Source organism: Streptomyces katrae (assembly GCF_000717655.1).
In the GTDB taxonomy this organism is placed as follows: domain Bacteria; phylum Actinomycetota; class Actinomycetes; order Streptomycetales; family Streptomycetaceae; genus Streptomyces; species Streptomyces katrae_B.
This window is the reverse complement of sequence record NZ_JNZY01000002.1, coordinates 492,174-510,156: the sequence shown is the minus strand read 5'-3', so window position 1 is coordinate 510,156 and position 17,983 is coordinate 492,174. Positions and strand designations below refer to the sequence as shown.

Annotated in this window: 13 protein-coding genes; 8 read left to right on the top strand and 5 right to left on the bottom strand. The window is 71.2% G+C overall.

The features are described from left to right. Nucleotides 1-174 precede the first annotated feature (174 nt). On the bottom strand, nucleotides 175-1,683 hold the full coding sequence (gene rpsA / locus IF09_RS0104510; RefSeq protein ID WP_030292147.1) for a 30S ribosomal protein S1: 1,509 nt from the start codon (nucleotides 1,681-1,683) through the stop codon (nucleotides 175-177). A 358-nt stretch (nucleotides 1,684-2,041) separates the two neighbouring features. On the opposite strand from rpsA, the gene IF09_RS0104505 reads away from it, so the two are divergent. Then, a complete protein-coding gene (locus IF09_RS0104505) occupies nucleotides 2,042-2,890 on the top strand; it encodes a class I SAM-dependent methyltransferase (RefSeq protein WP_030292145.1) in 849 nt (282 codons plus the stop codon). A 1-nt stretch (nucleotide 2,891) separates the two neighbouring features. Continuing rightward, nucleotides 2,892-5,480, top strand: coding sequence for an ATP-dependent helicase HrpB (gene hrpB / locus IF09_RS0104500; RefSeq protein ID WP_030292143.1), 2,589 nt, complete (start codon nucleotides 2,892-2,894; stop codon nucleotides 5,478-5,480). On the opposite strand, the gene IF09_RS0104495 is transcribed toward hrpB, so the two are convergent. From IF09_RS0104495 to IF09_RS0104485, 3 genes are all read right to left on the bottom strand, one after another. Continuing rightward, the gene (locus tag IF09_RS0104495; RefSeq protein WP_030292142.1) at nucleotides 5,464-6,471 is read right to left on the bottom strand and encodes a DUF3068 domain-containing protein; all 1,008 of its coding nucleotides are present in this window, start codon (nucleotides 6,469-6,471) and stop codon (nucleotides 5,464-5,466) included. The two genes, hrpB and IF09_RS0104495, sit on opposite strands and share 17 nt — an antisense overlap. 14 nt (nucleotides 6,472-6,485) lie before the next feature. After that, entirely contained in the window at nucleotides 6,486-6,626 is a 141-nt protein-coding gene (locus tag IF09_RS44420; protein ID WP_106974985.1) for an SPW_0924 family protein, read from the bottom strand. A gap of 88 nt (nucleotides 6,627-6,714) precedes the next feature. Beyond that, complete coding sequence (locus IF09_RS0104485; protein ID WP_418953017.1) at nucleotides 6,715-7,854, bottom strand: lytic transglycosylase domain-containing protein; 1,140 nt, start codon at nucleotides 7,852-7,854, stop codon at nucleotides 6,715-6,717. Between the two features lie 193 nt (nucleotides 7,855-8,047). Here IF09_RS0104485 and IF09_RS0104480 point away from each other — a divergent pair, with 193 nt between their 5' ends. Then, nucleotides 8,048-8,899 carry a DUF4184 family protein gene (locus tag IF09_RS0104480; protein ID WP_030292139.1) on the top strand — a complete coding sequence of 284 codons (852 nt, stop codon included), beginning with the start codon at nucleotides 8,048-8,050 and terminating at the stop codon, nucleotides 8,897-8,899. A gap of 33 nt (nucleotides 8,900-8,932) precedes the next feature. Here IF09_RS0104480 and polA read toward each other — a convergent pair whose 3' ends face one another. Continuing rightward, the gene (polA, locus tag IF09_RS0104475; protein WP_030292137.1) at nucleotides 8,933-11,653 is read right to left on the bottom strand and encodes a DNA polymerase I; all 2,721 of its coding nucleotides are present in this window, start codon (nucleotides 11,651-11,653) and stop codon (nucleotides 8,933-8,935) included. 133 nt (nucleotides 11,654-11,786) lie between these two features. Between polA and IF09_RS0104470 the strand changes: the two genes are divergently transcribed. From IF09_RS0104470 to IF09_RS0104450, 5 genes are all read left to right on the top strand, one after another. Beyond that, entirely contained in the window at nucleotides 11,787-14,057 is a 2,271-nt protein-coding gene (locus IF09_RS0104470; RefSeq protein ID WP_030292135.1) for an FdhF/YdeP family oxidoreductase, read from the top strand. A 54-nt stretch (nucleotides 14,058-14,111) separates the two neighbouring features. Continuing rightward, the gene (locus tag IF09_RS0104465; protein WP_030292133.1) at nucleotides 14,112-14,582 is read left to right on the top strand and encodes a PaaI family thioesterase; all 471 of its coding nucleotides are present in this window, start codon (nucleotides 14,112-14,114) and stop codon (nucleotides 14,580-14,582) included. A gap of 329 nt (nucleotides 14,583-14,911) precedes the next feature. Further along, on the top strand, nucleotides 14,912-15,154 hold the full coding sequence (locus IF09_RS46730) for a hypothetical protein (RefSeq protein WP_234320880.1): 243 nt from the start codon (nucleotides 14,912-14,914) through the stop codon (nucleotides 15,152-15,154). Nucleotides 15,155-15,695: 541 nt separating this feature from the next. Next, nucleotides 15,696-16,934, top strand: a complete 1,239-nt coding sequence (locus IF09_RS0104455; RefSeq protein WP_030292129.1) for a branched-chain amino acid ABC transporter substrate-binding protein — start codon at nucleotides 15,696-15,698, stop codon at nucleotides 16,932-16,934. 111 nt (nucleotides 16,935-17,045) lie between these two features. Further along, nucleotides 17,046-17,978, top strand: a complete 933-nt coding sequence (locus tag IF09_RS0104450) for a branched-chain amino acid ABC transporter permease (protein ID WP_030292127.1) — start codon at nucleotides 17,046-17,048, stop codon at nucleotides 17,976-17,978. The last annotated feature ends 5 nt before the right edge of the window (nucleotides 17,979-17,983 follow it).

Sequence of the window (17,983 nt, the reverse complement as noted above, 5' to 3'; positions counted from 1 at the left end):
TCCTCCTCGCTGCCTTCTCAGCGAAGAACGTCCAAGGCGGCTGCTCCATTCCCCAGTTGGCCCTTTCGCGGGAACCGGGAACTTCACGGGACCGGGAACGTGACAAGGCCCGCCCCCCTGAGGGGACGGGCCTTGCTTTCAGCTCAGCTCACACCGGGGTGTGATGCGCTGCGATCAGCTCTGGCCGCCGGCCAGCTTCTCGCGGAGCGCGGCCAGGGCCTCGTCGGAGGCCAGGGCGCCCGAGGTCTCGTCCGACTCCGAGGAGTACGAACCACCCGAGATGCCCGCACCGGCGTTGCCACCGGCGGCCGGGGCGGCAGCGCCCTCGGCAGCGGCGGCCTCGTCGGCCTCGCGGCTCTTGATGACCTGGGCCTGGTGCTGCTCGAAGCGGACCTGCGCCTCGGCGTACTGGCGCTCCCACGTCTCGCGCTGGGTCTCGTAGCCCTCGAGCCAGTCGTTGGTCTCGGGGTCGAAGCCCTCGGGGTAGATGTAGTTGCCCTGGTCGTCGTAGGACGCGGCCATGCCGTACAGGGTCGGGTCGAACTCGACCGACGCCGGGTCGGCACCGAAGGACTCGTTGGCCTGCTTCAGCGACAGCGAGATCCGGCGACGCTCGAGGTCGATGTCGATGACCTTGACGAAGATCTCGTCGTTGACCTGGACGACCTGCTCCGGGATCTCCACGTGGCGCTCGGCCAGCTCGGAGATGTGGACCAGACCCTCGATGCCCTCGTCCACGCGGACGAACGCACCGAACGGAACCAGCTTGGTGACCTTACCCGGGACGACCTGACCGATCTGGTGGGTCCGGGCGAACTGCTGCCACGGGTCCTCCTGCGTCGCCTTCAGCGACAGGGAGACACGCTCGCGGTCCATGTCGACGTCGAGGACCTCGACGGTGACTTCCTGGCCGACCTCGACAACCTCGGACGGGTGGTCGATGTGCTTCCAGGACAGCTCGGAGACGTGGACGAGACCGTCGACGCCACCCAGGTCCACGAAGGCACCGAAGTTGACGATCGAGGAAACGACGCCGGAGCGGACCTGACCCTTCTGCAGGGTGGTGAGGAACGTCTGGCGGACCTCGGACTGGGTCTGCTCCAGCCAGGCACGGCGGGACAGGACCACGTTGTTGCGGTTCTTGTCCAGCTCGATGATCTTCGCCTCGAGCTCCTTGCCCACGTAGGGCTGGAGGTCGCGGACGCGGCGCATCTCGACGAGGGAGGCCGGCAGGAAGCCGCGGAGGCCGATGTCGAGGATGAGACCACCCTTGACGACCTCGATGACGGTACCGGTGACGATGCCGTCTTCTTCCTTGATCTTCTCGATCGTGCCCCAGGCACGCTCGTACTGAGCGCGCTTCTTGGACAGGATCAGACGGCCTTCCTTGTCCTCCTTCTGGAGAACCAGGGCCTCGATCTCGTCGCCGACCTTGACGACCTCGTTCGGGTCGACGTCGTGCTTGATCGAGAGCTCACGGCTCGGGATCACGCCTTCGGTCTTGTAACCGATGTCGAGCAGGACCTCGTCCCGGTCGACCTTCACGATGACGCCGTCGACGATGTCGCCGTCGTTGAAGTACTTGATCGTCTCGTCGATCGCGGCGAGGAAGGCTTCCTCGTTACCGATGTCGTTGACCGCTACCTGCGGGGTGGTAGAGGTGGTCTCGGTGCTGCTCGTCATGTGGGAAAGGGCTCCGGTTACGGACAGAAAGTCGTAGGTACTGCTACGCCGGGAGCCCTTATCGGCATCTGCCGAAGAAGCCGGACAGCCAAGGAAGCCCATGCTCCGCCGTGAAGCGGACCGGGCCTCGAGAACCGAGGGGTCATCAACAGATGCAAGCGCAGCCTGCTAGGTCTGAGGAGCACAGGCTCGCAGCGCAACTTGTAGCATACGGGGGCAGCCGGACAGGGTCAATGCGCGAAGGCGCACACCTCGGGCGGATCGCCGCAAAACCGGCACAATTCGTGGGCGGGCGGGCGCCGATGGCGCTTTCCCACCTCGTTTCGAACTCTTTCCGCAGACTACGACGACAGGCCCCATGAACCAAGAGGACTACGCCCCCGAAGAAGCGTACGAAGCCGACGGCGGCGCCGGCGACGACGCCGAGGCCACCCGGCGTGACGCCGACGACGCGGAGAGCAGCCGGGCGAGCCGGGGCTGGTGGGACCGCAACGCCGACGAGTACCAGAACGAGCACGGAGCGTTCCTCGGCGACGAGCGCTTCGTCTGGGGGCCGGAGGGACTGGACGAGGCGGAGGCCGCGCTGCTCGGCCCGGCGGAGTCCCTCAAGGACAAGGACGTCCTGGAGATCGGCGCCGGCGCCGCCCAGTGCTCGCGCTGGCTGGCCGCCCGGGGCGCCCGCCCGGTGGCCCTGGACCTCTCCCACCGCCAGCTCCAGCACGCGCTGCGCATCGGCGACGGCATCCCCCTCGTCGAGGCCGACGCCGGCCGGCTGCCCTTCCGCGACGGCTCCTTCGACCTGGCCTGCTCCGCGTACGGGGCCGTCCCGTTCGTCGCCGACCCCGTCAACGTCATGCGCGAGGTGCACCGCGTCCTGCGCCCGGGCGGCCGCTGGGTCTTCTCCGTCACCCACCCGATCCGCTGGGCCTTCCCCGACGAGCCCGGCCCGGAGGGGCTCTCCGTCGCCGCCTCCTACTTCGACCGGACCCCGTACGTCGAGCAGGACGAGCAGGGCCGCGCCGTATACGTGGAGCACCACCGCACCCTCGGCGACCGGGTCCGCGACGTGGTGGCCGGCGGGTTCCGCCTGGTCGACCTGGTCGAGCCGGAGTGGCCCTCCTGGAACACCCAGGAGTGGGGCGGCTGGTCCCCGCTGCGCGGCAACCTGATCCCCGGCACCGCGATCTTCGTCTGCGAGCGGGACTGACGTGATCCGTACCGCCGACCTCGACGCCCTTCCCGTACGGGAGGCCGTGCCCGCGCTGGTCTCCGCGCTGGACGCCCGCGGCACGGCGGTGCTCTGCGCCCCGCCGGGCACCGGCAAGACCACGCTGGTGCCGCTGGTCCTGGCCGGGCTGGCCGGCGGCGGACCGCGGCGCCGGGTCGTCGTCGCCGAGCCCCGGCGCATCGCCGCCCGGGCGGCGGCGCGGCGGATGGCCTGGCTGCTGGGCGAGGCGGTCGGCGGATCGGTGGGCTTCACGGTGCGCGGCGAGCGGGTCACGGGGCCGGGGACGGTGGTCGAGGTCGTGACCACCGGGGTGCTGCTGCAGCGGCTGCAGCGCGACCAGGAGCTGTCCGGGGTGGACGTGGTGATCCTGGACGAGTGCCACGAGCGGCACCTCGACGCCGACACGGTCGCCGCGTTCCTCCTGGACGTACGGGAGACCCTGCGCCCGGAGCTGCGGCTGGTGGCGGCTTCGGCGACGACCGACGCGGCCGGCTGGGCGCGGGTGCTCGGCGGCGCGCCGGTGGTGGAGGCCGCGAGGGTCTCGTACCCGGTGGAGACGGTCTGGGCCCCGCCGCCGCGGCCGGTGCGGCCTCCGCACGGCATGCGCGTGGATCCGGCGCAGCTGGCGCACGTGGCCTCGGTGGTGCGGCGGGCGCTCGCGGAACGCAGCGGGGACGTGCTGTGCTTCCTGCCCGGCGTCGGCGAGATCGCCCGGGTCGCGGGGCAGCTGGGCGGGGTGGACGCGGAGGTCCTCCAGATACACGGCCGCGCCCCGGCGGCGGTCCAGGACGCGGCGCTCTCCGTTGCGCAGCACCGCAGGGTGATCCTTTCCACCGCCGTGGCGGAATCGAGCCTGACCGTGCCGGGCGTCCGGGTGGTCGTCGACTCCGGGCTGGCCCGCGAGCCGCGGGTGGACCATGCGCGGGGGCTGGGCGCGCTGGCGACCGTACGGGCGTCACGCGCCGCCGGACGCCAGCGGGCGGGCCGGGCGGGGCGCGAGGCGCCGGGGGCGGTGTACCGCTGCTGGGCGGAGGCGGAGGACGCCCGCCTGCCGGCGTTCCCGTCCCCCGAGATCCGGATCGCGGACCTGGCGCAGTTCGCGCTGCAGGCCGCGTGCTGGGGTGACCCGGACGCGACGGGCCTGGCGCTCCTGGACCCGCCGCCGGCCGGGGCGATGGCCGCGGCGCGGGAGGTGCTGGTGGCGGTGGGCGCGGTGTCCCCGGCGCACCGGGTCACCCCGCGCGGGCAGCGGATGGCCCGGCTGGGCCTGCACCCGCGACTGGCCCGGGCCCTGCTGGACGGCTCCGCCGCGCTGGGGGCCCGCCGGGCGGCGGAGCTGGTCGCCCTGCTGAGCGAGGAGCCGCCGCGGGAGTACGGGGACGACCTGGCCGCCGTCTGGCGCCGGGCCCGCGCGGGCGGCGACGCGTACGCCGCCCGCTGGCGCACGGAGGCCGAGCGGCTGCGCCGGGCAGTACCGGAGTCTGCGGGGCCTCCCGCCACCCCGCCCCTTCCCGCAGCACCGCTCAGCGGCTCCGCCGCGGGCGACCCGCTCAGGGAAGGCCCGCTCTCCGACGATGCCGCCGCCGGGCTCGTCGCAGCGCTGGCCTTCCCTGAGCGGGTCGCCAGGGCCCGGAGCGAGGGGGCCTTTCTCATGGCCGGCGGCACCGCCGCCGAGGTCGGGGACGGGTCGCCGCTGCGCAGCGCGGGCTGGGTGGCCGTCGCCGTCGCCGACCGGGGGCCGCATTCCGCGTCCGCCCGGGTCCGGCTGGCCGCCGTCATCGACGAGGACACCGCCCGCGCAGCGGCCCGGCACCTGCTCGCCTCCGGCGAGGAGGTCCGCTGGGAGGACGGCGACCTCGTCGCCCGCACCGCGGAACGGCTCGGGGCCATCGAGCTCGCCGTGCGCCCGCTCAAGAACCCAGACCCAGGCCTCGTCAGGGCCGCCCTCCTCGACGGGCTGCGCAGCGAAGGCCTCGGCCTCCTGCGCTGGTCCGCGGATGCGCACGCCCTCCGGGCCCGGCTCGGCTTCCTGCACCGCACGCTCGGCGGCGGCTGGCCCGACGTCCAGGACGACGACGCCCTGCTGGAGCGCGCCGACGACTGGCTCGAGCCCGAGCTGTCGCGGGCCCGGCGCCGGGCCGATCTCGGGCGGATCGACGCCGGGCAGGCGCTGAACCGGCTGCTGCCCTGGGCCACCGGCGAGGCCGCCCGCCTCGACGAGCTGGCCCCGGAGCGGATCGAGGTGCCCAGCGGCTCCCGCATCCGGCTGGACTACTCCGCCGAGCACGGGCAGGGGCACGGGCAGCCGGTCCTGGCCGTGAAGCTCCAGGAGATGTTCGGGCTGGCCGAGACCCCGAAGGTGGCCGGGGTACCCGTACTCGTGCATCTGCTGTCCCCGGCCGGGCGGCCCGCCGCCGTGACCGCCGACCTGGCCTCGTTCTGGCAGGGCGGCTACCGCGCCGTACGCGCCGAGCTCCGCGGCCGCTACCCCAAGCACCCCTGGCCGGAGGACCCGGCCACCGCCGAGCCGACCCGGCACACCAACGCCCGGCTCAGACGACAGCAGTGAGCCTCGTGGTGAGCCCCTCCCCCTCCCCGTCGTCCCTCTCGCCGCGGCGGCCGCGGGCCTCCAGCCACAGCGCCAGCCCGAGCAGTACGAGGGCGCCGGCCCCGAGGCCGGTCGGGGCGTACGTGTGCAGCGCGAGGACCTTCGTACGGTTGGACTTGACCAGGCCGACGGTGTAGGCGGCGTAGTCCTCGCGCATCTTCACGTGCCCGGCGAAGACGGTGAGCCTGCCGTCGGGCGCGCCGGCCGCGATCCCGCCGCGCATCTCCTGCTCGATGATCTGCTCGGCGTTGACGGGCGCCCCGGTGACCGGGTCGACCCAGAACATGGCCTTGACCTTGTACCAGAGGCTGGTGCCGGTGCTCTGCTCGAACGTCGCCGGGTCGATGCCCTCGATCGGCATCTTCTTGGGCAGGGAGACCTTCGTCCACGGCACGGTCTGCTCGTAGTAATAGACGTCCACCCCCCGGTACGTGCGCGGGCCGACGTAGTGGATGGGCGAGGCGGTACGGGTCTGCGCGTCGAAGTAGAGGTAGTCGCGCGGCTCGGTGAAGAACGGCCACTTGAACTCGATGCCCTCGCGCTTGACCGGCTCCCCGTCCACCGCCTCGCCGGTGGCGTGCACCGGGTCCTGGGTGTGGGCGTCGAAGATGTAGCGCTCGGGGATCTGGGAGACCATCTTCCCGTCCGGGTCCATGATGTACGACAGCGTGTCCCAGACGACGACGTCCTTGCCGGCGCTCGCCTCGATCTCCTTCGACGCCTCGACGTTGCCCTTGAGGGTCTGGACGATGGTGACCTTGTCGACCTTCTTCGGCTGCATGCCGGCGGTGTAGTCGAGGAGGGTCGCGTCCTTCGCCTCCAGGACCATCTCCTGGTACTGGTTCGGCGGGATCTTGGCGAGCCGGGGGTACGCGTACCAGCGCAGCAGCGGTGCGAGGGCTGCGCAGAACACCGCCAGGGCAAGCAGGACGAGGCTCGCTCTGCGTCGCATGGCCGGGCCTCCTCTTACTTTCCGGGCGCGGCGGGCGCGGTGGTGAGCAGCGGCTTGGGCGAGGTCTTGCCTTCCGGCACCCCGAACGCCGTGAGGGCGAACACGAGGGCCAGCGCGGCGGCCAGCCCGATGGCGGCGGCGACGAATGCGCGCATGCCGGGCCTCCGGAATCTGATTGGGCGTCAGGGCGGAGGCACCGTAGCAATGCGGGGGCGAGATGAGAACCGTTCGGCCAGGACACCCCTAGGAGGTCCGGGACGGGCTCCCGCTCGGCGTCGGCTTGGCGCTCTGGCTCGGGCTCGGCGTGGAGGTCGGGCTCGGGCTCGGCGTGGAGGTCGGCGTGGGGCTGGGCCTCGGCGACGGGGTCACGGTCGCCGTCGGACTGGGTGTCGGGGTGGAGGTCGGCTTGGGCGTCGGCTTCGGGGTGGGCGTCGGCGTGGGTGTGGGGGACGGGGTCGGCGTCGGTGTCGGCGACGGCGTGGGGCTCGGCGTCGGCGTCGGCGTCGGCGTCGGGCTCGGCGTCGGCTTCGGGACGGGGGGCTTTGCGCCCGTCCCGTCCGGGACCTCGTGCGTTCCCTTCAGGTAGTACGTGAACCACGACTTCACCGTGCGGAGGTACTCCGCGGACTGGTTGTACGAGAGCACCGCGCGGTCCAGGTCCGCGGGGAGCCGGAGGTCCCGCGCGCCTGCGCAGAGGTAGCGGGCGGCCGCGAGCGACGCGTCGTACACGTTGTTCGGGTTGCGGCGGCCGTCGCCGTCCGCGTCCTGGCCCCACGCCGCCCACGTGGACGGGATGAACTGCATCGGGCCGACCGCCCGGTCGTACCTGGCGTCCCCGTCGTACGCCCCGCCGTCCGTGTCCCGGATGTTCGCGAAGCCGTTGCCGTCGAGTACCGGGCCCAGGATCGGCCGCAGCGTGGTGCCTGCGGCGTCCACGCGGCCGCCGCCCGCCTGCCCGGACTCGACCTTGCCGATCGCCGCGAGCAGCTGCCAGCGCAGTCCGCATCCGGGGTCGCTCTCGCCCGCCTTCTTCTCCGCCTGCCGGTACGCCGCCAGGACGGTCGCCGGTATCCCCTGGGAGCCCTCGCCGGCGCCCATGGCCACCGGCTCGTTGTGCGCCGCGGTTTCGGCGGCCGCCGTACCCGGCTGCGCGGCAGGGGGTTCCTGCGGGAGGAGGGCTGCCGGAGGCTGGGGGGCGGGCAGGGGCGGGAGTTCGGTGAAGTAGGCGGAGTCCCCGCCGGAGTCGGCCGGCCGCGACGGCTGCGCGCCGTCGTCGGCGGCCGCGGATATCCGTTGCCCCGGCGGTCCTTGGGAGGCGGTCACCGCGGCGGCCACGAGCGCGCAGACCAGGGCCGCGGCCCCGCTCTTGCGCAGGTCGCGCAACGTCCCTGCGAACCGAGTCGTCCTGTGAGCCGTCTTACGAGCCGACATGAGCCGGGTCCCCTCCCCCTCGACGTCGGCGTGACCCTATGTCAGCTCACTTCACACTGCACGGATCGTCGTCCGGATTTCACGAGTTCCCCACGTGCTCCCGACCAGTTCGGGACGCATTGGCCCGAAGTAAGGAAGAGGTGCCATGCCGTTCACCCTCAGTCATGCGGCTGCCGTCCTGCCGGCCGTCCGGCGGGCGGGCCGCGCCCGTGGGCCGCTGATCGCGTCGGCGCTCGTCCTCGGGTCGTTCGCGCCCGACACCTTCTACTTCGCCGACGCCGTGGTCTCGGGCGTCTGGCCGTACGGCGCGTTCGCGCACTCGCTGCCCGGGGTGTTCACCGCGGACGCCGTGCTGACCGCCACCCTCGCGGCGTGCTGGCTGCTGCTGCGCGAACCGCTGATCGCGCTCCTGCCGCGCCACCGTCAGGGCCGGATGCACGCCTTCGTACGGGGTGAGGACTGGCGGGGCCGCCGGCCGGCTTCGCTCGCGCTGTGGTTCTACCTCTCGGCGGTCGCCGGTTCGCTCACGCACGTGGTGTGGGACAGCTTCACGCACCCGCACCGATGGGGGACGGACGCGCTGCCCGCGCTCGGCGAGCGGTTCGTCTTCGGGTTCCCCCTCTACCTGTACGTGCAGTACGGGACTTCGGCGCTTGCGGCCGGAGCCTTGGTCTGGTTCACGGTGACCGCCCTGCGCCGGCTGCCCGGCTGCGCCGCCCCCGCGTCCGTGCCGGTGCTCGGGCGCGCTCAGATGCTGGGCGCGGTCGCCCTGGTCGCGCTGTGCGTGGGGGCCGGGGTGACGGTGCGCGTGCTGCGGTTCTTCACGTTCTTCGACCGGATCCGCACCCCGCTCGACATCATCCCGACCGTCTGCTTCGGCGCGGGCGGCGGCCTCGCCGTGGGCCTGCTGCTGTACGGGGTCCTCGTACGTCTCCTGCAGCGGCGCGAGCCGTCCCGTACGGACGAGGACGCGCGGACGCCCGTCCCCACCGCATAACGGCTTGCGGGGACGGGCGTCCGGCGTACCTGCTCAGTGCGCGGCGGACTCCCAGTCGGCGCCGACGCCCACGGACACGTCCAGCGGGGCGCGGAGCTCGACGGCGGCGGCCATCTCGCGGCGCACCAGTTCCTCGACCTTCTTCCGCTCGCCGGGGGCGATCTCCAGCACGATTTCGTCATGGACCTGGAGCAGCATCCGCGACTTCAGGCCCGCGTCGGTGATCGCCCGGTCCACGCGCAGCATGGCGACCTTGACGATGTCGGCGGCGGTGCCCTGGATCGGGGCGTTCAGCGCCATCCGCTCGGCGGCCTCACGGCGCATGCGGTTGTCGCTGTTGAGGTCGGGCAGGTACCGGCGGCGTCCGAAGACCGTCGCCGTGTACCCGGTGGCACGGGCCTCCTCCACCACGCGGCCCAGGTAGTCCCGGACCCCGCCGAACCGCTCGAAGAAGGTCTCCATCAGGCCGCGCGCCTCGGCGGGCTCGATGTTCAGCTGCTGCGACAGGCCGAAGGCGGACAGCCCGTACGCGAGCCCGTACGACATCGCCTTGATCTTGCGGCGCATCTCCGCGTCGACCCCGGAGCGCTCCACGCCGAACACCTGGGAGGCGACGGTGGTGTGCAGGTCCTCGCCGGACAGGAACGCCTCGATCAGGCCCTCGTCCTCGGAGAGGTGGGCCATGACGCGCAGCTCGATCTGGCTGTAGTCGGCGGTCATGAGGGATTCGAAGCCCTCGCCGACGACGAACCCGCGGCGGATGGCGCGGCCTTCGTCGGTGCGCACCGGGACGTTCTGCAGGTTGGGGTCCGTGGAGGACAGGCGTCCGGTCGCGGCGACGGTCTGGCTGAAGCTGGTGTGCACCCGGCCGTCGGCGGCGATCGTCTTGACGAGGCCCTCGACCGTGACGCGCAGCTTGGCCTGCTCCCGGTGGCGGAGCATGATCACCGGCAGTTCGTGATCGGTCTGCTTGGCCAGCCAGGCCAGCGCGTCCGCGTCCGTGGTGTAGCCGGTCTTGGTCTTCTTCGTCTTCGGCAGGTCCAGCTCGCCGAAGAACACCTCCTGGAGCTGCTTGGGCGAGCCGAGGTTGAACTCGTGCCCGACCGCCGCGTGCGCCTCCTTCACCGCCTGCTGCACGGCTCCGGCGAACTGCTGCTCCATGGCCTCCAGGTGGTCGCGGTCGGCGGCGATGCCGGAGCGCTCCATCCGGGCCAGCAGCTCCGAGGTCGGCAGCTCCATGTCGTGGAGCAGCTCGGCCGCGCCGACCTCGGCGAGCTTGCCGGTGAACGCGTCGCCGAGGTCGAGGACGGCGCGGGCCTGCGCCATCAGCGCCTCCGCTTCGGCCGTCTCGTCGGCGCCGAACGCCAGCTGGCCGTCGGCCGCGGCGGGCTGGAGCTCGCGGTGCAGGTATTCGTGGGACAGCACGTCCAGCGCGAAGGAGCGGCGGCCCGGCTTGACCAGGTACGCGGCGAGCGCGGTGTCCATGGTGACGCCGGCCAGGCTCCAGCCGTGCTCGGGGAAGACCCGCATCAGGCCCTTGGCGTTGTGCACCACCTTGGGCTTCGAGGCGTCGGCGGCCCAGGCCGCGAAGGCCTGCTCGTCGGCCTCGTCCAGCGCGGACGGCTCGAACCAGGCGGCGGCCCCGCCGGCCGCGGCCAGCGCGATCTCGCTGATGTTGCCCTGGCCCAGCGCCCAGCTGTCCACGGTGGAGATGCCGAGCGGCCCGCCCGCGTGGCTCGCCAGCCACGGCGCCAGCTCGCCCGCGCCCAGCACGCTCGCATCCAGCTCCACGCCGGCGGCCGGAGCCGGGGCCTCCTCCTCGGCCGCACCCGGGTCCACCGCCAGCAGCCGCTCGCGCAGCGAGGCGTTGCGGATCTCCAGCACGTCCAGCACGCCGGTGACGGCGGAGCGGTCGTACGGGAGGCGCGTCAGGTCGGCAGCGGCCTTGGGCAGCTCGACGTCCTTGACCATCTCGGTCAGGACCCGGTTCAGCTTCACGGACTCCAGGTGGTCCCGGAAGTTCTGCCCGGCCTTGCCCTTGACCTCCTCGGCGCGCTCCACGAGCTGCGCGAACGACCCGAACTGGGTGATCCACTTCGCGGCGGTCTTCTCGCCGACGCCCGGGATGCCGGGCAGGTTGTCGGACGGGTCCCCGCGCAGCGCCGCGAAGTCCGGGTACTGCTGCGGGGTGAGCCCGTACTTCTCCTCGACCTTCTCGGGGGTGAACCGGGTCAGCTCGGAGACGCCCTTGGTCGGGTACAGCACGGTGATGTGCTCGGAGACGAGCTGGAAGGAGTCCCGGTCGCCGGTGACGATCAGCACCTCGAAGCCGAGGGCCTCCGCCTGCGTCGCCAGCGTGGCGATCACGTCGTCGGCCTCGAAGCCGTCGACCGCGAACCGCGGCACGTTCATCGCGTCCAGGAGCTCGCCGATCAGCTCGACCTGCCCCTTGAACTCGTCGGGGGTCTTGGAGCGGTTCGCCTTGTACTCGGGGAACTCCGTCGAGCGCCACGTCTTGCGCGAGACGTCGAACGCCACCGCGAAATGCGTGGGCGCCTCGTCGCGCAGCGTGTTCGCCAGCATCGACGCGAAGCCGTAGATGGCGTTCGTCGGCTGGCCGGTCGCGGTCGTGAAGTTCTCCGCGGGCAGCGCGAAGAACGCCCGGTACGCCAGGGAGTGCCCGTCCATGAGCATCAGGCGGGGGCGGTCCGCTGCGGTCGTCTGGTCGGTCTTCTTCGATGCGTTCTCTGCCACGCCCCCGATCCTAGGCGGCCCCGCTGACAATTCCGGCGTCGGAGATGTCCGCAGGGCGTGACAGGATCGGACGTGTACGCGAATACGCGCAGCGGCCGACGCTGCGATGCTCGACTGCTCAAAGGGGAGCGACATGGCCACCAAGCCGCCCGCAGGTGATCCCGTACAGGACGCGCCCCAGGTCGCGCCCCCCCAGCACGCGGCGGCGGGCCTGCCCGCGATCGGGCACACCCTGCGGATCGCCCAGCAGCAGATGGGCGTCGCCCGCACCGCGCGCACCCTCCTCAAGCTCAACCAGAAGAACGGCTTCGACTGCCCGGGCTGCGCCTGGCCCGAGGGCGACAAGCGGCACACCGCCGAGTTCTGCGAGAACGGCGCGAAGGCCGTCGCCGAGGAGGCGACGCTGCGCCGGGTCACCCCGGACTTCTTCGCGGAGCACCCCCTGGCCGACCTCGCCGGGCGCTCCGGGTACTGGCTGGGCCAGCAGGGCCGCATCACCGAGCCGATGTACCTCCCCGAAGGCGCGGACCGGTACGAGGCGGTCCCCTGGGAACGGGCCTTCGAGATCATCGCCGAGGAGCTGACGGCCCTCGGCTCCCCCGACGAGGCCCTCTTCTACACCTCGGGCCGCACCAGCAACGAGGCCGCGTTCCTCTTCCAGCTCTTCGCCCGCGAGTTCGGCACCAACAACCTGCCCGACTGCTCCAACATGTGCCACGAGTCCTCGGGCTCCGCACTGAACGAGACCATCGGCATCGGCAAGGGCAGCGTCTCCCTCGAGGACCTCCACCAGGCCGACCTGATCATCGTCGCCGGGCAGAACCCGGGCACCAACCACCCGCGCATGCTCTCCGCCCTGGAGAAGGCCAAGACCTCCGGCGCGAAGATCATCTCGGTGAACCCGCTGCCCGAGGCCGGCATGGAGCGGTTCAAGAACCCTCAGTCCCCGGTCGGCATGCTCAAGGGAACCGCCCTCAACGACCTCTTCCTGCAGATCCGCATCGGCGGCGACCAGGCCCTCTTCCGCCTCCTCAACAAGCTCGTCATCGAGACCGGGGGAGCCGTCGACGAGGCGTTCGTCCGCGAGCACACCCACGGCTACGAGGAGCTCGTGGCCGCCGCCGGGGAAGCCGACTGGGCCGAGACCCTCACCGCCACCGGCCTGACCCGCCCCGAGATCGAGCAGGCGCTGGCCATGATCCTGGCCTCGAAGCGCACCATCGTCTGCTGGGCCATGGGCCTCACCCAGCACAAGCACGCCGTCGCCACCATCCGCGAGGTCGTCAACCTCCTCCTGCTGCGCGGCAACATCGGCCGCCCCGGCGCGGGCGTCTGCCCCGTCCGCGGCCACTCCAACGTGCAGGGCGACCGCACCATGGGGATCTTCGAACGCCCCGCGCCCGCGTTCCTCGACGCCCTCGACAAGGAATTCGGCATCACCTCGCCGCGCGGCCACGGCTACGACGTGGTCCGCTCCATCCAGGCCCTGCGCGACGGCAAGGCCAAGGTCCTCTTCGCCATGGGCGGCAATTTCGTCGGCGCCACACCCGACACCGACGTCACCGAGGCCGCGATCCGCCGCGCCTCCCTGACCGTCCACGTCTCCACCAAGCTCAACCGCTCCCACGCGGTCACCGGCCGGCGCGCGCTGATCCTGCCCACCCTCGGCCGTACCGACAAGGACGTGCAGGCCAGCGGCAAGCAGTTCGTCACCGTCGAGGACTCGATGGGCATGGTCCACGCCTCCCGCGGCAACCTCACCCCCGCCTCACCGCACCTGCTCTCCGAGCCCGCCATCGTCGCCCGCATGGCCCGCGCGGTCCTCGGCGCCGCCTCCGCCACCCCGTGGGAGGAGTTCGAGCGGGACTACGCGGCCATCCGCGACCGGATCTCCCGGGTGATCCCCGGCTTCGAGGACTTCAACGCCCGCGCGGCCCGGCCCGAGGGCTTCCGGCTCCCGCACGCCCCGCGTGACGAGCGCCGCTTCCCCACCAAGACGGGCAAGGCCAACTTCACCGCCGCTCCCGTCGAGTACCCGAGGATCCCCGAGGGCCGGCTGCTCCTGCAGACCCTGCGCAGCCACGACCAGTACAACACCACCATCTACGGCCTCGACGACCGCTACCGCGGGATCACCGGCGGGCGCCGCGTCGTCCTGGTCAACCCCGAGGACGCGGCGGAGCTCGGACTCGCCGACGGCGCGTACACGGACCTGGTCGGCGAGTGGAAGGACGGCGTCGAGCGGCGTGCGCCCGGCTTCCGCGTCGTGCACTACCCGACCGCCCGGGGCTGCGCGGCCGCGTACTACCCGGAGACCAACGTGCTCGTCCCGCTCGATTCCACCGCCGACACCAGCAACACCCCTGCGAGCAAGTCCGTCGTCGTGCGCTTCGAACCGGCCTGATAGAACGACCTCAGGACAAGATGGTTAACGATCGTTGACGAACGGAGCCCGCCCATGGGTGAGCAGCACGCTGTGAAGTTCCCGCAGGAGGTCCTCGACGAGTACTCGGCCCTGGGCATCGACCTGCCCGCGCTGTTCTCGGCCGGCCACCTCGGCGAGCGGATGGACATCCGCATCCTGGAGGCCTCGGCCGAGCGGGTCGTCGCCACCATGCCCGTCGAGGGCAACACCCAGCCGTACGGACTGCTGCACGGCGGCGCCTCGGCCGTGCTCGCCGAGACCCTCGGCTCGGTCGGCGCCATGATGCACGGCGGCATCACCAAGATCGCCGTCGGTGTCGACCTGAACTGCACCCACCACCGCGGCGTACGGTCGGGCCTGGTCACCGGCGTCGCCACCCCCGTGCACCGCGGCCGCTCCACCACCACGTACGAGATCGTGATCAGCGACGAGCAGGACCGCCGGGTGTGCACCGCCCGCCTGACCTGCCTGCTGCGCGAGGCGGGCCCCGCCGCCGAGGCCTGAGCCGCCCCCCACCACCACGAGCCCCGCAGGCCCGGCAGCCGCCCCTCCCGGGGCCGGATCCGGGCCTGCGGCGCATGCGGCCCGCCCGGCAACCGCCCGGAATCCGCCAGTCCGGGCAGATTGCGGCGACCCCTGTTGTGTCACCTATGGTGACGGCCTACCTTCCCTTCATGGGGACTCCGCCGCCCACCACACACCGTCGCGCGGTTGCCGCCCTCCTCGCGGCGCTCGCCCTGTCCGGATGCTCCACTTCCGCCCCTTCCGCGCCACCCCAGACCCCAACTCCCGCCTCCGGCCCCTCTTCCCCGGCCCAGGTCTGCACAAGTCTGGTGTCCTACTGGGCCAAGGAGACCCTCAAGGGCACCTACTGGTCCGGTCTCGACTGGGAGCAGAAGGGCCTCTCCAACGAGCAGTACGAGATCCAGGAGGAAGCGGTCGCAGCGGGCCGCGCCGAGGAGCGAACTGCGGGGCAGGACAAGGCACTTGAGCTGATCGACCAGCTCGTGGCGCGGCGCTGCGCGGAGCGGGACGGCGCCACGTGGAGCTCGGAGAACTGGCGACCCCCGGCCTGACGGGAGTGACCGGATTCCCGTACACGCTGTCCGCGTTCCGGGCACCCATCCCCTCGGCACCGAACCGCAGGTCGCGGGCCCTTCGCGCGCCCGAACAAGATCCATTCACCCGGAGTGGATCAAGGCATTCCATTACGCTCCGTAATGCCCAGCCCCCACGGAATCACCCTTTTCTCCTGCCAAATGCCACCCGGTGAATAGCTGCGGACACGCGCAGCGACATTCGACCGAATTTGATCTATGACAGGACCATGGGGCCCTCAAGCCCCTTAGGTAAACAGGGAATTCTCAGCATGTGGTCACCCCTCCACGTCACAAAAAGTCCGTTTTGTCCGCACTCCCGGCGCACATTCTTGGCCTTGGCATAACAAGAGCGTCACATCCTCCTTTCCCCGCTCCCCGCGCTCGCCACCTCGGCCTAGAGTCACGGCCAGTCACCGCGCCACAGAGCGCAACCCAGCACGGCCGTGGACCTCCCAGTGCGGCCCGGCGACCAAACGGCACCTCAAATGAGGGGGCCGCGCCAGGGAAAGGAAGAATCGTGCGACACCGTTCTTTGCTCGTCCTCACCACCGTGATCACCACGGGAGCACTGACCCTCACCGCCTGCGGCTCGCGCGATGAGGCCAAGACCGGCGGGGACAAGTCCGACGGCAAGAAGACCGTCGTCGTCATCGGCGTGGACGCTCCCCTCACCGGCTCGCTCTCCGCCCTCGGCCAGGGCATCAAGAACTCCGTCGACCTCGCGGCCAAGACGGCCAACAAGAACAACGAGGTCCCGGGCATCGAGTTCAAGGTCGAGGCCCTCGACGACCAGGCCGTCCCGGCCTCCGGCCAGGCCAACGCCACCAAGCTCGTCGGCAACAAGGACGTCATCGGCGTCGTCGGCCCGCTGAACTCCGGCGTCGCCCAGCAGATGCAGGGTGTGTTCGCCTCCGCCAACCTGGCGCAGGTCTCCCCCGCCAACACCAACCCCGCGCTCAGCCAGGGCGACAACTGGGGCAAGGGCGAGTTCAAGCGCCCCTTCAAGACCTACTTCCGCACCGCCGCCACCGACGTGGTCCAGGGCAAGTTCGCCGCCCAGTACCTCTTCAAGGACGCCGGCAAGAAGAAGGTCTTCGTCGTCGACGACAAGCAGACCTACGGCGCCGGCCTCGCCGCGATCTTCGCCGACGAGTTCAAGAAGCTCGGCGGCGAGGTCGCCGGCACCGACCACGTCACCGTGAAGGAGACCGACTTCTCCTCCACCGCCGACAAGGTCAAGTCCTCCGGCGCCGACTCCGTCTACTTCGGCGGCCAGTACCCCGAGGGCGGCCTCCTCGCCGACCAGATCAAGAAGGCCGGCGCCAACATCCCGCTCATGGGCGGCGACGGCATCCAGGACCCCGCCTTCATCACCGCCTCCGGCGAGGCCAACGAGGGCGACCTCTCCACCTCCATCGGCTACCCGGTCGAGAAGCTGCCCACCGCCAAGACCTTCATCGCCGACTACCAGGCCGGCGGCTACAAGGACCCGTACGCGGCATACGGCGGCTACTCCTACGACGCCGGCTGGTCCGTCGTCCAGGCCGTCAAGGCCGTCGTCGCCGCCAACGGCGGCAAGCTCCCCACCGACGCCCGCGCCAAGGTCGTCGAGGCCCTCGGCAAGGTGTCCTTCGAGGGCGTGACCGGCAAGGTCGCCTTCGACGAGTACGGCGACACCACCAACAAGCAGCTCACGGTCTACAAGGTCGAGGGCGGCAAGTGGATCGACGTCAAGAGCGACACCTTCAACCAGTAATCCCGTAGGACCCCGCATCACCAGCCGCACCTGAACCAAAAACCACCGCGCGAGGGCGCAACAGCGCCCTCGCGCGGAGTCTTATCCGACACGCTCATCGGAGGCCCTGCGGTGCACGAACTGCCGCAACAGCTGGCCAACGGCCTTGCCCTCGGTGCCCTTTATGGCCTCATAGCCATCGGGTACACCATGGTCTACGGCATCGTCCAGCTCATCAACTTCGCCCACGGCGAGATCTTCATGATCGGCGGCTTCGGCGCGCTCACCGCCTACGCCATCCTCCCGACCGGCACCTCCCTGCTGATCGCGATACCCGTCATGATCATCGGAGGCTCCCTCGTCTCCGTCCTCGTCGCCATGGGAGCCGAACGCTTCGCGTACCGTCCCCTGCGCAGCGCTCCCCGGCTCGCCCCGCTCATCACCGCAATCGGCCTCTCGATCGCGCTCCAGCAGCTCGTCTGGCAGTTCTACCCGGATGCCAAGAAGGCCGTCAGCTTCCCCGAGTTCAAGGGCGAAGCCTTCAAGATCACCGACAGCCTGGCCATCCAGCGCGCGGACGCCTTCGTCCTCATCCTCGCCCCGCTCTGCATGCTCGCCCTCGGCGTCTTCGTCCAGAAGAGCCGCAGCGGCCGCGCCATGCAGGCCACCGCGCAGGACCCCGACACCGCGAAGCTGATGGGCATCAACACCGACCGCATCATCGTCATGGCCTTCGCCATCGGTGCCGCGTTCGCCGCCGTCGCCGCCGTCGCCTACGGCCTCGACAAGGGCCAGATCAACTTCGAGATGGGCTTCATCCTCGGCCTCAAGGCCTTCACCGCAGCCGTCCTCGGCGGCATCGGCAACATCTACGGAGCCATGGTCGGCGGCGTCGTCCTCGGCCTCGCCGAAGCCCTGTCGATCGCCTACATCGAAGACATCCCCGGCATGTCGCAGCTCGGCGGTGGAGCCTGGTCCAACGTCTGGGCGTTCGTACTCCTCATCGTCGTCCTCCTCGTGCGGCCACAAGGCCTGCTCGGTGAGCGCGTCGCGGATCGGGCGTGAGAACC

Coding starts and splice junctions, on each gene's coding strand:
- rpsA (WP_030292147.1), bottom strand. CDS start 1,683: ATGACGAGCAGCACCGAGACCACCTCTACCACCCCGCAGGTAGCGGTC.
- IF09_RS0104505 (WP_030292145.1), top strand. CDS start 2,042: ATGAACCAAGAGGACTACGCCCCCGAAGAAGCGTACGAAGCCGACGGC.
- IF09_RS0104495 (WP_030292142.1), bottom strand. CDS start 6,471: ATGCGACGCAGAGCGAGCCTCGTCCTGCTTGCCCTGGCGGTGTTCTGC.
- IF09_RS44420 (WP_106974985.1), bottom strand. CDS start 6,626: ATGCGCGCATTCGTCGCCGCCGCCATCGGGCTGGCCGCCGCGCTGGCC.
- IF09_RS0104480 (WP_030292139.1), top strand. CDS start 8,048: ATGCCGTTCACCCTCAGTCATGCGGCTGCCGTCCTGCCGGCCGTCCGG.
- IF09_RS0104470 (WP_030292135.1), top strand. CDS start 11,787: ATGGCCACCAAGCCGCCCGCAGGTGATCCCGTACAGGACGCGCCCCAG.
- IF09_RS0104465 (WP_030292133.1), top strand. CDS start 14,112: ATGGGTGAGCAGCACGCTGTGAAGTTCCCGCAGGAGGTCCTCGACGAG.